This window comes from Blastococcus sp. KM273128 (genome assembly GCF_021698975.1).
In the GTDB taxonomy this organism is placed as follows: Bacteria; Actinomycetota; Actinomycetes; order Mycobacteriales; family Geodermatophilaceae; genus Blastococcus.
The window spans coordinates 1-13450 of record NZ_SSXA01000049.1 but is presented as its reverse complement, the minus strand read 5'-3'; the positions used below and the strand labels follow the sequence as shown (position 1 = coordinate 13450).

At 76.1% G+C, this 13450-nt stretch carries 14 protein-coding genes; 7 read left to right on the top strand and 7 right to left on the bottom strand.

Annotated features, from left to right (window positions below):
• The first annotated feature begins 23 nt into the window (after positions 1 to 23).
• Positions 24 to 1280: a S1C family serine protease gene (locus tag E9529_RS14405; RefSeq protein ID WP_236831839.1), complete on the top strand. Its 1257-nt coding sequence runs from the start codon at positions 24 to 26 to the stop codon at positions 1278 to 1280.
• Positions 1281 to 1322: 42 nt separating this feature from the next.
• On the top strand, positions 1323 to 2603 hold the full coding sequence (locus E9529_RS14400; RefSeq protein ID WP_236831838.1) for a DUF445 domain-containing protein: 1281 nt from the start codon (positions 1323 to 1325) through the stop codon (positions 2601 to 2603).
• A gap of 6 nt (positions 2604 to 2609) precedes the next feature.
• Here E9529_RS14400 and E9529_RS14395 read toward each other — a convergent pair whose 3' ends face one another.
• The 6 genes from E9529_RS14395 to E9529_RS14370 form a co-directional block, all read right to left on the bottom strand.
• Entirely contained in the window at positions 2610 to 3038 is a 429-nt protein-coding gene (locus E9529_RS14395; RefSeq protein ID WP_236831837.1) for a CBS domain-containing protein, read from the bottom strand.
• Between the two features lie 75 nt (positions 3039 to 3113).
• Complete coding sequence (gene rlmB, locus E9529_RS14390) at positions 3114 to 4091, bottom strand: 23S rRNA (guanosine(2251)-2'-O)-methyltransferase RlmB (protein WP_308195287.1); 978 nt, start codon at positions 4089 to 4091, stop codon at positions 3114 to 3116.
• Positions 4091 to 5491, bottom strand: a complete 1401-nt coding sequence (cysS, locus tag E9529_RS14385; protein ID WP_236831835.1) for a cysteine--tRNA ligase — start codon at positions 5489 to 5491, stop codon at positions 4091 to 4093. Before cysS ends, rlmB begins: the two co-directional genes overlap by 1 nt.
• Before the next feature lie 10 nt (positions 5492 to 5501).
• On the bottom strand, positions 5502 to 6023 hold the full coding sequence (gene ispF / locus E9529_RS14380; protein ID WP_236831834.1) for a 2-C-methyl-D-erythritol 2,4-cyclodiphosphate synthase: 522 nt from the start codon (positions 6021 to 6023) through the stop codon (positions 5502 to 5504).
• A complete protein-coding gene (ispD, locus tag E9529_RS14375) occupies positions 6020 to 6703 on the bottom strand; it encodes a 2-C-methyl-D-erythritol 4-phosphate cytidylyltransferase (protein WP_236831833.1) in 684 nt (227 codons plus the stop codon). The genes ispF and ispD overlap by 4 nt, the downstream gene beginning before the upstream one ends.
• Positions 6704 to 6741: 38 nt before the next feature.
• Positions 6742 to 7224: a CarD family transcriptional regulator gene (locus E9529_RS14370; RefSeq protein ID WP_091929357.1), complete on the bottom strand. Its 483-nt coding sequence runs from the start codon at positions 7222 to 7224 to the stop codon at positions 6742 to 6744.
• A gap of 130 nt (positions 7225 to 7354) precedes the next feature.
• Between E9529_RS14370 and E9529_RS14365 the strand changes: the two genes are divergently transcribed.
• The 4 genes from E9529_RS14365 (at position 7355) to disA (ending at position 11682) form a co-directional block, all read left to right on the top strand.
• A complete protein-coding gene (locus tag E9529_RS14365; RefSeq protein WP_236831832.1) occupies positions 7355 to 8203 on the top strand; it encodes a UbiA family prenyltransferase in 849 nt (282 codons plus the stop codon).
• A gap of 134 nt (positions 8204 to 8337) precedes the next feature.
• Positions 8338 to 9015, top strand: a complete 678-nt coding sequence (locus E9529_RS14360) for a copper chaperone PCu(A)C (protein ID WP_236831831.1) — start codon at positions 8338 to 8340, stop codon at positions 9013 to 9015.
• A 100-nt stretch (positions 9016 to 9115) separates the two neighbouring features.
• Positions 9116 to 10480 carry a DNA repair protein RadA gene (gene radA / locus E9529_RS14355; protein ID WP_236831830.1) on the top strand — a complete coding sequence of 455 codons (1365 nt, stop codon included), beginning with the start codon at positions 9116 to 9118 and terminating at the stop codon, positions 10478 to 10480.
• Between the two features lie 116 nt (positions 10481 to 10596).
• Positions 10597 to 11682: a DNA integrity scanning diadenylate cyclase DisA gene (disA, locus tag E9529_RS14350; RefSeq protein WP_236824921.1), complete on the top strand. Its 1086-nt coding sequence runs from the start codon at positions 10597 to 10599 to the stop codon at positions 11680 to 11682.
• A 17-nt stretch (positions 11683 to 11699) separates the two neighbouring features.
• Here disA and E9529_RS14345 read toward each other — a convergent pair whose 3' ends face one another.
• The gene (locus tag E9529_RS14345; RefSeq protein WP_236831829.1) at positions 11700 to 12368 is read right to left on the bottom strand and encodes a MucR family transcriptional regulator; all 669 of its coding nucleotides are present in this window, start codon (positions 12366 to 12368) and stop codon (positions 11700 to 11702) included.
• A gap of 77 nt (positions 12369 to 12445) precedes the next feature.
• Between E9529_RS14345 and E9529_RS14340 the strand changes: the two genes are divergently transcribed.
• On the top strand, positions 12446 to 13390 hold the full coding sequence (locus tag E9529_RS14340; RefSeq protein WP_236831828.1) for an A/G-specific adenine glycosylase: 945 nt from the start codon (positions 12446 to 12448) through the stop codon (positions 13388 to 13390).
• Positions 13391 to 13450: the final 60 nt, after the last annotated feature.

The window sequence follows — 13450 nt, the reverse complement described above, 5'->3', positions numbered from 1 at the left end:
GGCTGCGAGGAGAGGAACGACGCGTGACCGAGCACCAGCACCAGCACCCCGGCGCGGGGCAGCAGTTCGCCTGGCAGCAGCCGCAGGCGGCGCCGCAGCCGACGACCCCCCAGCCCGTGCTGACCCCGGGCTACCCCGGCTACGGCGGGCTGCCGCCGGTGGCCGAGCAGCGCGCCCCTCGCCGCGGGAGCCGGCTGCGCATCGGCCTGGCCGGCCTGGTGGCGGGGGCACTGATCGGTGGTGGCGCCGGAGCCGGCGTCGTCACCCTGCTCGACGAGCCGGCCACCGGCACCGGGTCCCCGACCTCGGCGCAGAGCGTCACCATCGAGAACCCCGACCGGGCGACCACCGCCACCGCCGCGGCGGCCAAGGCGGCACCGAGCGTGGTCACCGTGTACGTGAGCAGCGGCTCCGGCGCGGGCAGCGGCTCCGGCGTCGTGCTGACCGCCGACGGCTACGTGCTCACCAACAACCACGTCGTCGCCGAGGGGGCGGGCGCGGCCGGTTCCGTGCAGGTGCGCACCGCCGACGGCACCCTGTACGACGCCGAGATCGTGGGCACCGACCCCGCCTCCGACCTCGCCGTGCTCCGCCTCGACGGCGCGGAGGACCTGGTCGCGGCCACGTTCGCCGACTCCGACGAGGTGCAGATCGGTGACGTCGCCGTGGCCATCGGAGCCCCGCTGGGCCTGTCGAACACCGTGACCGACGGGATCATCAGCGCCACGGGCCGCGCCGTCGCCACCGGCTCCACGGAGGGCGACGCCACCGTCCTCGACGCGATCCAGACGGACGCGGCGATCAACCCCGGCAACTCCGGCGGTGCGCTGGTCGACGGCGCCGGCGAGGTGATCGGCATCAACACCGCGATCGCCACCGTCGCGTCGGGACTGCCCGGCGGGCAGGGCCAGAGCGGCAACATCGGCGTCGGCTTCGCCATCCCGTCCAACACCGCGCAGCGGGTGGCCCAGCAGCTCATCGAGACCGGTGACGCCACCCGCGCGTTCCTCGGGGTGACCGCGAGGAACGCCGCCGACGACCAGAACCGCGAGGTCGGCACGGGCGCGGAGGTCGTCTCCGTGGAAGCGGGCAGCGCGGCCGAGAACGCGGACCTGCAGGCCGGTGACGTCGTCACCGCCGTGGGCGAGCGGCCGGTGACCACGTCCACCGAGCTGACCGCCGCGATCCGCAGCAAGGCCCCCGGCGAGACGGTCGAGCTGACCGTGCGCCGCGGCGGGGACACCCGCACCCTCGAGGTCACCCTGGGCGAGACCGACTAGGACCCCCGCGACCGCCCGGCCCGGCTCCCTAGGCTGGGCCGGGTGGCCGCCCCCCGACTGACCGCCCCCCTGGCCGGCTCGCTGGACGACCCTGCCCGGGCCCGGGACCTGACCCGGATGAAGCGGCTGGCGACCGGGCTGTTCCTGCTCGCCGCCGTGGTCTTCCTGGGCTGCGTGCTGCTGGGCGAGGAGGCCGGCGCCTGGGTCGGCTACGTCCGGGCCACGGCCGAGGCCTCCATGGTCGGGGCGCTGGCGGACTGGTTCGCCGTCACCGCGCTGTTCCGGCACCCGCTGCGGCTGCCCATCCCGCACACCGCGATCATCCCGCGCAAGAAGGACCAGATCGGCGAGAGCCTGGGCACCTTCGTGCAGGAGAACTTCCTGACCCGCACCGTCGTCGCCGAGAAGCTCGCCACCATCGACGTCCCGGGCCGGCTGGGCACCTTCCTGTCCGCCCCCGGGCGGGCCGAGCGCCTGGGAGGCGACGCCGCCACCGCGCTCACGGGCCTGACGCAGCTGCTCAAGGACGACGACGTGCAGCCCGCCGTCGCGGCGCTGGTCGAGCGCAAGCTGCACGAGACCCCCGCCGCGCCGCCGCTGGCCCGGGTGCTCGAGCTCGTGGTCGACGGCGACCGGCACCAGGAGGTGCTGTCCGCGGCGATGCGGCTCATGGCCCGGTTCCTCGACGAGAACCGGCTGGTGTTCCGCGCGCAGCTCGGCGACGCCTCCCCCGCCTGGGTGCCCGACTGGGTGGACGACCGGGTCTTCGACCGGGCCTTCGCCGGGGTGCACCGCTTCCTCGCCGAGGTCGCCGCCGACCCCCGCCACGAGTTGCGCCGCGCCTACGACGCCCGGCTGCGCGCCTACGTGCACGCCCTGCGCACCGACCCGGCCACCGCCGCGCGGGTGGAGGAGTTCAAGCACGAGGTGCTGGCCCACCCCGCGGTGCGCGACTGGTCGGGCTCGCTCTGGACGACGGTGAAAGACGCGGTGCTCGCCGCCGCGGCCGACCCGACGTCCCCGCTGCGCGCCCGCGTGACGGCGCTGATCCTCGACGGCGCACGGCTGCTGCGCACCGACCCGACCGTGCGCGAGCTGGTGCAGCGGCACAGCGGCCAGGTCGCGGGCTACGTCGCCGAGCGCTTCTCCGGCGACCTCGCCGACCTGGTCAGCAGCACCGTCGCCCGCTGGGACACCGACGAGACCAGCCGGCGGATCGAGCTGCAGGTCGGCCGCGACCTGCAGTGGATCCGGGTGAACGGCACCGTCGTCGGCGGCCTCGCCGGCCTGGTCATCTACACGGTCGCCCAGCTGCTGGGCTGACCGCGGTCAGGTCTGGATGTAGGCGACCAGCTGCTGGCGCTCCGCCTCCAGCTCGTCCAGCCGCGCCTTGACGACGTCGCCGATCGAGACGATGCCGACCAGGACGCCGTCGGCGACGACGGGGACGTGCCGCACCCGGTGGTCGGTCATCGTCCGCGCGAGGCCGTCCACGGTGGCCTCGGGCGGGCAGACGTGCACCTGCGTCGTCATCACGCTGGACACCGGCTGGTCGAGCAGGGCGCCCCCTTGCTCGTGGAGGCCGCGGGCGACGTCCCGTTCGGAGACGATGCCCTCGACCCGGCGGCCGTCGGACGACACCACGAGGGCGCCGATCCCCCGCTCCGCCAGCAGCTGGAGGGCCGAGCGGATGCTCGCGGACCCGTCGACGGTGGTGACCCCGGAGCCCTTGCGCCGGAGCAGTTGGCTGATGCGCACGCTCGCCTCCTCGGGACGGTGCCGGGAGTGTGCTCCGGCGCCCTCTGCGCGCGCAACGGTCCGGCGTCCGGTTGGCTAGCGGGCTGCGTCCGAGCTGCGGCTCAGCGCCGCCTGGTAGAGCGCGATGCCGGCGGCGACGCTGACGTTGAGCGACTCCGTGTCGCGCGAGATCGGGATCCGGACGACGACGTCGCACTTCTCCCGCACCAGCCGCGACAGCCCGGTGCCCTCCGCGCCGACGACCAGCGCGACCGGGTCGGCGAAGCCGTCGTACTCGTGCAGCTCGACGTCACCGTCACCGGCCAGGCCCACCGTCTGCAGCCCGGCGTCCTGGTAGGCGGCGAGCGCCCGCGGCAGGTTGACCGCCCGGGCGACCCGCAACCGGGCGGCCGCGCCGGCGCTGGTGCGCCAGGCCGAGGCGGTCATGCCGACGGCCCGCCGCTGGGGCACGACGACGCCGTGCGCGCCGAACGCGGCCGCCGAGCGGACGACGGCGCCGAGGTTGCGCGGGTCGGTCACCCCGTCCATCGCCACGACCAGCGGCGCCCGGCCCGAGTCGCGGGCGATGTCCAGCAGGTCGTCCGGGTGCGCGTAGTCGTACGGCGGGACCTGGAGGCCGATGCCCTGGTGCAGGGCGCCCTGCGACATGCGGTCGAACTCGGCCTTGCCCACCTCGAGCAGCGGGAGCCCCCGGTCGGCGGCGAGCGCGAGCGCCTCGGCGATCCGCTCGTCGGTGCCGCCGCGCGTGGTGTCGCCGGTGACGACGTACAGCGCGGTCGCCGGGATCTGCGCGCGCAGCGCCTCGACGACGGGGTTGCGGCCGAGCAGCAGCTCCGGCGACTCCTCCGCCCGCTGGCGGGCCCGGGCGCGGTCGGCCCGCTGCCGCGCCTCCGCCTGGGCGCGCCGCTGGGCGGGGTGCCCGGTGCGCATCTCGGCCGGCGGGGTGGCGCCGCGGCCGGCCAGCGACCGGCGGTTCTTGCCACCGGTACCGGCGGTGGCGCCCTTCTTGCCCGCGCCGGTCGTGCGGCCGCGGCGCTGGCTGTTGCCGGCCATCAGCGGGTCAGCTCCCATCGGGGTCCGAGCGGTGTGTCCTCGACGGTGACGCCGAGGGCGGCGAGCTGGTCGCGGATCGCGTCCGCCGCCGCGAAGTCCTTGCGCGCCCGCGCCGCCTGCCGCTGCTCCAGCGCCAGCGCCACCAGGCCGTCGGTCGCCCGGGCCAGCCCGTCGTCGCCGGCGGTGGCCCACTGCGGGTCCAGCGGGTCCAGCCCGAGCACGCCCAGCATGGCGCGGACCGAGTCCAGCGCGGCGGCCGTGCCGGCGTCGTCGCCGTCGGCGAGGGCCGTGTTGCCCTGCCGCACCACCTCGTGCACCGCGGCGATCGCCGCCGGCGTCCCGAGGTCGTCGTCGAGCGCGGCGTCGAAGGCCGGCGCGCGCCGCGCCTCCCCCGCGTCGGCGCCGACCCGCTCGGCCGCCCGCTTCACGAACGACTCGATGCGCCGGTAGGCCTGCCCGGCCTCCTCCAGCGCGGCGTCGGTGAACTCGACGGTCGAGCGGTAGTGCGGCGCGACCAGGTAGTAGCGCAGCTCCACCGGCCGCACCCGCCGGACGACCTCGTCGACCAGGGCGGTGTTGCCCAGCGACTTGCTCATCTTCTCGCCGCCGAGGGTGACCCAGCCGTTGTGCAGCCAGTACCGCGCGAAGCCGTCGCCGGCAGCCCGGGACTGCGCCTGCTCGTTCTCGTGGTGCGGGAAGCGCAGGTCCAGGCCGCCGCCGTGGATGTCGAACTCCGCCCCGAGGTACCGGCCCGCCATGGCCGAGCACTCCAGGTGCCAGCCCGGCCGGCCGCGCCCCCACGGGGTCGGCCACGACGCCGTCGCGGGCTCCGCGGGCTTGGTGGCCTTCCACAGCGCGAAGTCGCGGGGGTCGCGCTTGCGCTCGTCGGTGTCGGTGTCGGCGGCGGGCTCGAGGGCGTCCAGCTTCTGGCCGGTGAGCGCCCCGTACCCCGGGAAGGAGCGGACGTCGAAGTAGACGTCGCCGTCGACGGCGTAGGCGTGCCCGCGCTCGATCAGCCGCTGCATGAGCTCGACCATCTCCGGGACGTGCCCGGTGGCGCGCGGCTCGTAGGTGGGCGGCAGCACGCCGAGGACGTCGTAGGCCCGGGTGCTGGCGCGCTCGTTCTCGAAGGCCCAGGCCCACCACGGGACGTCGTGCTCGTCGGCCTTGGTGAGGATCTTGTCGTCGATGTCGGTGACGTTGCGGACGTAGGTGACCTCGAGGCCGCGGGCAACCAGCCAGCGGCGCAGCACGTCGAAGGAGACCGCCGCCCGGACGTGCCCGACGTGCGGCGGACCCTGCACGGTGAGCCCGCAGACGTAGACCGACGCGTGACCGGCACGCAGGGGCGTGAAGTCGCGGACCGCGCGGGCGGCCGTGTCGTACAGGCGGAGGCTCACCGCCGGGAGTCTACGGAGTGCCCGCCGACCCCTCCGCCCGCGGCGAGGGTGCCTCCCCCGGCCGGACCACCAGCGCCGTCGCCACCGCGGCCCGGCCCTCACCCCGGCCGGTGAGCCCCAGGCCGTCGGTGGTGGTGGCCGCCACGCTCACCGGGGCCCCGAGCGCGGCCGAGAGCGCGGCCTCGGCCTCGGCCCGGCGCGGTCCCAGGCGCGGGGTGTTGGCGATCAGCTGCACCGACGCGTTGCCGATCTGCCAGCCCTGGGCACTGACCACCTCGCGCACGTGCTCGAGGACGGCGATGCCCGCGGCCCCGGCCCAGCGCGGGTCGTCGGTGCCCAGGAGACCGCCGATGTCGCCGAGGCCGGCCGCGGACAGCACGGCGTCGGTGAGCGCGTGGGCGACCACGTCGCCGTCCGAGTGGCCGGCGCAGCCGTGGGTGCCGGGCCAGTCGAGCCCGGCCAGGCGGCAGGGGCGGCCGGCCACCACGGGGTGGACGTCGCTGCCGATGCCCACGCGTGGCAGGACGGTCACGGGTGCACCTCGCTTGCGGTCAGCCCCACGCCCAGCTCGGCGAGCGCGAGGTCGTGGGGGACGGTGATCTTCGCGGAGCGCTCGTCGCCGGGGACGGTGCGCACCGGGACGCCGGCGGCCCGGACGACAGCGGCGTCGTCGGTGAGCTCTGCGGCGTCGTCGAGGTCGGCGTAGGCGGCGACCAGGGTGGCGCGGTCGAAGCCCTGCGGGGTCTGCACCCGGCGCAGCGCTGCCCGCGGGACGGCCTCGGCGACCACGCCGTCGTCGTCCACCAGGACGGTCGTGTCGACCACCGGCAGCACGGGGACGACGGCGCGGGCGCCGTCGGCCAGGGCGGCCAGCACGCGGGCCACGGCGGCGGGCGGGGTGAGCGGCCGGGCGGCGTCGTGTACCAGGACGACGTCGGCGCGCACCCCGGCCACGGCGAGGCCGGCCCGCACCGACGCGGTGCGGGAGGCCCCGCCGTCGACGAGCCGGACCTCGGCCGGCAGCGCGGCGGCGAACGCGGCGCGCTCCGCGGGGGGCACGGTGACGACCACCTCGGCGACGCCACCGGCGAGCAGGGCGTCGACCGCCCAGGCGACCAGCGGCCGCCCGCCGAGCGGCACGAGCGCCTTCGGGACCGCCGCCCCCAGACGCGAACCGCTCCCGGCCGCTGCGACGATGGCGACAGCGTGCACGGGAGCGGTTCGGTGGGACCTGCGGGAGCGCGGCGCGCTCAGCTGGCGAGGACCTCGTCGAGCAGGACCTCTGCCTTGTCCTCGTTGGTGCCCTCGGCGAGCGCGAGCTCGCTGACCAGGATCTGGCGGGCCTTCGAGAGCATCCGCTTCTCGCCGGCCGAGAGGCCGCGGTCCTTGTCGCGGCGCCACAGGTCGCGGACGACCTCGGCCACCTTGTTCACGTCGCCCGAGGCCAGCTTCTCGAGGTTGGCCTTGTAGCGGCGCGACCAGTTCGTCGGCTCCTCCGTGTGCGGGGCGCGGAGCACCTCGAACACCCGGTTGAGCCCCTCCTGACCGACGACGTCGCGGACGCCGACGATCTCTGCGTTGTCGGCCGGCACGCGCACGGTGAGGTCGCCTTGGGCGACCTTCAGCACGAGGTAGGCCTTCTCTTCACCCTTGATCGTGCGCTTCTCGATCGCTTCGATGAGCGCGGCACCGTGGTGCGGGTAGACGACGGTCTCGCCGACAGTGAAGCCCATGTGGATGTGACCCCTTTCGCTTCCCCCAGGTTAGCACGGCAGACTGACCAACGGATCGGCTCCGGGCAGTAAATATGCAGGTCAGCGGCCTGGATCGACGCGTCGGAGGGGTTGACAGAGCGTGGTTGATGTGCCTGCGGGGGCCGCCCGGAGGGGTGCGACGACCCGCGCGCTGCTCCGCGCGACCCACCTCGGGCCGACCGTCGCGGTGACCACCGTGGCCACCCTGCTGGCCATCGCCGCGGACGTCCCACCGGCCCGCACCGCCCTGCTCAGCGCGGCCGTCCTCGCTGGTCAGGCGTCCATCGGGTGGAGCAACGACTGGTTGGACGCCGACCGCGACCGCGCCGTCGCCCGGGCCGACAAACCGGTCGTGCAGGGCGCCGTCGACCCCGCGGTGCTGCGCGGCGCCGCCCTCGCCGCCGCCGCCGTCGCCGTCGTCCTCTCGCTCCTGCTGGGGCTGGTCCCGGGCACCCTCCTGCTGCTGCTCGTCGCCAGCGGCTGGGCCTACAACGCCGGGCTCAAGCGCACCGTCTGGTCGGGCGCGGGCTACGTGGTGGGGTTCGGGGCGCTGCCCGCCGGGGTGGTCGCCGCCGCGCCGGGCACGCCCGCGGCCCCGTGGTGGCTGGTGGTCGCGGGCGCGGCGCTGGGTGGCGCGGCGCACCTGGCCAACGTCGCCCCCGACCTGGAGGATGACCTGGCCACCGGGGTCCGCGGGCTGCCGCACCGGCTCGGGCCGCGCACCTCCGCGGTGTGCGGCGCGCTGCTGCTGGCCGGGGCGACGCTCGCCCTCGTGCTGGGCCCGCCGGGCCCGCCCGGGCCCGCTGGCTGGACGGCCCTCGTGCTGGCCGTGCCCGCGGCGGCGGTCGCCGCGCTCGCCGGCACGGCGCGGTTCCGGGGGCTCGCGTTCCCGGCCGTGATGCTGCTGACGGTGCTGGACGTCGCCCTGCTGGTCGGCAGCGGGTCGGGCCTGGCCTGAGGCGGCCCGGGAGCGCCGGGCCGCGACGCAGACGGCTCCCTGCGGGCACGCCCGGCAGGCGCCCGATACGCTCGGGCCGTCTCCGCGCCACCGATCCCCGGTGGCCGGCACGGTCCTGCTGGAGGTCGACAGCCGTGAACCGCGCTCTGCGCGCCGCCACGATGGGCGTTCTGCTCCTCTCCCCCCTCGCCCTCTCGGCGTGCAGCGCCGGCCAGGTCACGCAGACCGTCGAGCAGCAGCGCGACAAGGTCGGCGCGATGGCCGAGGTGGGGGACATCGCCCTCCGCCAGATCGCCGTCGTCGCGCCCGAGGACGGCGAGTACCCGGCCGGCGAGGACGCCCCGCTGCGGCTGGCCATCGTCAACACCGGCACCGAGGACGACACCCTGACCGGCGTCAGCGGCGAGGGCTTCGCCGACGTCGAGATCGAGGCGGGCGAGGCCGGGTCGTCCAGCGAGCAGCCGACGGGCACCGGCTTCGGCTCCACCGAGGACTCCCCCGCCACCGCGGGCGCCGGCGAGCTGGTGATCCCCGCGGGCAGCACCGTCTTCCTCGGCGAGGACAGCGACTCCGCCATCACGCTGACCGGCCTCGACGAGGCGCTCACCACCGGCCGGGTCCTCGAGCTCACCTTCACCTTCGAGAACGCCGGCGAGGTCACCACGGTGGTCCCGGTGGCCGCCCTCGCGGAGCCCCGCGAGCGGGGTGACGCCTTCGACTTCCACCACGAGGAGGAGGGCGAGACCGGCGGCGGTACCGAGGAGGGCCGGGAGCAGACCGAGGTCGCCGGCGGCGGCAACCCCGAGAACTGATCCGCACCCCCGCTCCACCCCGCGACGGCGGCTCCTGCCCGGGAGCCGCCGTCGCGCGTTCTCCGGGGAACTGTCGGTGGCCGCGGTTAGCGTGCCGCGTGTGCCACCTGCCGGAGTGAAGTCCCGCCCTGCCCACCGCTGCACCGAGTGCGGCTACACCTCGGCGAAGTGGGTCGGGCGCTGCCCCGAGTGCCAGGCGTGGGGCACCCTGCAGGAGGCCGGCGCACCGGCCACCGGCCTGCGCGCCGTCTCGGCCGGGCAGGTCAGCGCGCCGGCCCGGCCGATCGCCCAGGTGGAGCTCGCCGGCGCCCGCGCCGTGCCCACGGGCATCGACGAGTTCGACCGCGTCCTCGGCGGCGGGCTGGTGCCCGGCGCGGTGCTCCTGGTCGCCGGGGAGCCCGGGGTCGGCAAGTCCACGCTGCTGCTCGAGGTGGCCCACCGCGTCGCCGCCGCCGGTGGGCCCACGCTCGTGGTCTCCGGCGAGGAGTCGGCCGGCCAGGTGCGGCTCCGCGCGGAGCGGATCGGCGCCCTGCACGACCGCCTCTACCTCGCCGCCGAGACGGAGCTCTCCGCGGTGCTCGCCCACGTCGAGGCGGTGAACCCCTCGCTGCTGGTGCTCGACAGCGTGCAGACCGTCCGGTCCCCGGCCGTCGAGGGCACCGACGGCGGCTCGACGCAGGTCCGCGCGGTGGCGTCGGCGCTGACCGGCGTCGCCAAGACCCGGGGCATGACCACGATCCTGGTCGGCCACGTCACGAAGGACGGCGCGATCGCCGGGCCCCGCACGCTCGAGCACCTGGTCGACGTCGTGGTCTCCTTCGACGGCGAGCGCCATTCGACCCTGCGCATGGTCCGGGCCACCAAGAACCGGTTCGGCCCGGCCGACGAGATCGGCTGCTTCGAGATCGGCGACAGCGGGGTCGTCGGGGTGCCCGACCCGTCGACGCTGTTCGTGTCGCGGCGCAGCGACCCGGTGCCGGGCAGCTGCGTCACCGTCACGCTCGAGGGCAGCCGGCCGCTGCTGGCCGAGGTGCAGGCCCTCGTGGCGAGCACCAGCGGCGGCGGCTCGCCCCGCCGGGCGGTCAGCGGCCTGGACTCGCAGCGGGTGGCCATGGTGAACGCCGTCGTCGAGCGGCGGGGCCGGGTCAAGCTGGCCGACGCCGACGTGTTCGCGGCGTCGGTCGGCGGGGTGCGCATCGCCGAGCCCGCGGCCGACCTGGCGCTGGCGCTGGCGATCGCCTCCGCGGCCAAGGACGCCCCGCTGCCCGCGGGCCTGGTCGCCCTCGGCGAGGTGGGCCTCTCCGGGGAGATCCGCCGGGTCGGCGGCACCGGCCGGCGGCTGGCCGAGGCCGCCCGCCAGGGGTACCGCGTGGCCCTCGTCCCGCCGGACGCCGGTGCAGCCCCGGCCGGCATGCGGCTGATCGAGGTCCCCGACCTGGGTGCGGCCTTCCACCGCATGTTCTGAGCCCGTAGGGTTCCGTATGAGCGGCCGGAGCGCACGCCCCGCACCCCGAGCGTGCCCGGCTCGTCACCCGGGTACGTAGACTCGGCTGCCATACCACTCGACCGTCAGGAGAGCTCGTGCCCGCCGCCGTGGATCCCGAGATCGCGCTGCGCGAGCTCCTCGGCCGCATCGCGCCCGGCACGGCGCTGCGCGACGGCCTCGAGCGCATCCTGGCCGGCCGCACCGGTGCGCTGATCGTGCTGGGGTACGACCGGGTGGTCGAGTCGATCTGCACCGGCGGGTTCGCCCTGGACGTCGCGCTGTCGGCCACCCGGCTGCGCGAGCTGGCGAAGATGGACGGCGCGGTGATCGTCTCCTACGACGGCAGCCGCATCGTCCGGGCCGGCGTCCACCTCATGCCCGACCCGACGGTCCCGACCGAGGAGTCCGGCACCCGGCACCGCACCGCGGAGCGGGTCGCGGTGCAGACCGGCTTCCCGGTCATCTCGGTCAGCCAGTCGATGCACATCATCAGCGTGTACGTGGCCGGCCGGCGGTACACCCTCGAGCACCCGACGACCATCCTCGCCCGCGCCAACCAGGCACTCGCCGCGCTGGAGCGCTACAAGCTCCGGCTGGACGAGGTGGCCAGCACGCTCTCCGCGCTGGAGATCGAGGACCTCGTGACCGTGCGCGACGCGATGAGCGTGAGCCAGCGGCTGGAGATGGTCCGGCGGATCGCCGACGAGATCGAGGGCTTCGTCGTCGAGCTCGGCACCGACGGCCGGCTGCTGGCCCTCCAGCTCGACGAGATGCTCGCCGGCGTCGAGGAGGACCGCGGGCTGCTGGTCCGCGACTACCTCCCGGCGGGCGGTCGCCGGAACCGCACCATCGACCAGGTGCTCACCGAGCTGCGGGCGCTCACCGCCACCGAGCTGCTCGACCTCTCCGCGGTCGCCCGCTGCTACGGCCTGCCGACGTCGCCGGACGCCCTGGACTCCCCGGTGAGCCCGCGCGGCTACCGGCTGCTCGCCCGGGTGCCCCGGCTGCCCGCCGGCATCATCGACCGGCTCGTCGAGCACTTCGGCGGCCTGCAGAAGCTGCTCGCCGCCACCATCGAGGACCTGCTGGCCGTGGAGGGCGTCGGGGAGGCCCGGGCACGGGGCATCCGCGAGGGGCTGTCCCGGCTGGCCGAGACCTCGATCCTGGACCGCTACAGCTGATCCCGCGGCCCGGTGCGTCAGCCGATGGTGAGCGGGGCGTCGCCGGAGACCTTGGTGTCGAGGCGGCCGCGCAGCACGTAGTCCCCCGGAGCGGGCGTCACGCGCGCGGCGGTGCACGTCGGCTCGCTGGTGAGCCCGCCCCACGCCAGGGGGAAGACGACCGGCTCCCCCGGCGCCAGGGTGCGCTCGTCGTCGCTGCTCTCGGGGAAGCAGTCGTTGCTGCCCCAGACCCGCGCGCCGGCGGCGTCGACCATCACCAGCTCCTGGAGCTCCTTGTCCAGGGCCCGCACGCAGGGGACGGGCGAGGTGTTGACCACCACCAGCTCGAGGACCGGCTTGGCGCCCACGGCCACGGTGCCGGGGGTGCGCACCTCCAGCCCCAGCATCTCGTCGGTGCACCGACCACCCGGGGTCGGGCCGGCCGGGACCGGCGGCTCGCTCGGTGGCGCCGTGGTGCCGGGCGTCCGCACCCCGGAGACCGCGGGCACCACCTGCTCCAGCGCGGGGAGCTCCGTCGGCTCGGCCGCGGTGGTCGACGAGGCGGCGGCACCGCCGTCCCCGCTCCCGGGCAGCAGGCTGACCACCACCCAGCCCAGGCCGCCCAGCACGGCCAGCAGCAGCACCAGCACGGTCAGCCGGCGCCGCCAGTACACGGCTGCGGGGAGCGGGCCGACCGGGTGCAACACGCGGGGAACGCTAGTGCGCCCGGTGCGGACTGGTCCGCTCGGCACGCCGCGCCGGCCGCACGGCACACTGGGTGCCCGTGACCGAGCCGTCCTCTGCCACCGCCACCCCCGTCGGCGAGGTCGTCGTCGACTGGTACGCCACCGCTGCCCGCGACCTGCCCTGGCGGAGGCCGGAGGTCGACCCCTGGGCCGTCCTGGTCAGCGAGGTGATGCTCCAGCAGACCCCCGTGGCGCGCGTGGAGCCCGTCTGGCGGGCCTGGGTGGCCCGGTGGCCGACCCCGGCGGATCTGGCGGCCCAGCCGCCCGCGGAGGTCATCCGGGCCTGGGGGAAGCTCGGCTACCCCCGCCGGGCGCTGCGGCTGCGGGAGGCGGCGATCGCGATCACCGAGCGGCACGGGGGCGTCGTCCCCGACGACGTGGCCGAGCTCGAGGCGCTGCCCGGCGTCGGCACGTACACCGCCCGCGCGGTCGCCTGCTTCGGCTACGGCCGGCGCCAGCCCGTCGTCGACACCAACGTGCGCCGGGTGGTGGCGCGGCTGGTGCACGGCCGGGCGGAGGCCGGCAACGCCCGGGCCGCCGACCTCGCCGACATCGCCGCGCTGACGCCCGAGGACGACGAGCGCGCGGTGCGCTTCTCGGTGGCCGTGATGGAGCTGGGCGCGCTGGTGTGCGTCGCCGGGACCCCGCGGTGCGGCGCCTGCCCCGTGCGCGAGCGGTGCGCGTGGCGGCTGGCCGGCGCCCCGCCGCACGACGGCCCGCCCCGGAAGGTGCAGAAGTTCGCCGGCACGGACCGCCAGGTGCGCGGCCGGCTGCTGGACGTCCTGCGGGCGGCGCACGAGCCGGTGGACGCCGCGGCGCTCGAGCCGGCGTGGGACGACCCCGTCCAGCGCTCGCGGTGCCTGGACTCGCTGCTGTCCGACGGGCTGGTCGAGCAGACCGAGGACGGCCTGTTCACCCTCCCGGGGGCCGGCGACGATCAGGGAAGGCGGATTCAGGTGGTGGTTGCACCGCCGGTTGGTTGAGCGGCTGAGAGTAGGTCCTGGAGGGCTTCGGCGGGGGTTCTCCAGCCGAGGGTTTCGCGG

Bases quoted from the DNA above. Each gene is read 5' to 3' on its own strand.
- E9529_RS14370 (WP_091929357.1), bottom strand. From the start codon at position 7,224: ATGGGCTTCACTGTCGGCGAGACCGTCGTCTACCCGCACCACGGTGCC.
- rlmB (WP_308195287.1), bottom strand. From the start codon at position 4,091: ATGGCCGGCAACAGCCAGCGCCGCGGCCGCACGACCGGCGCGGGCAAG.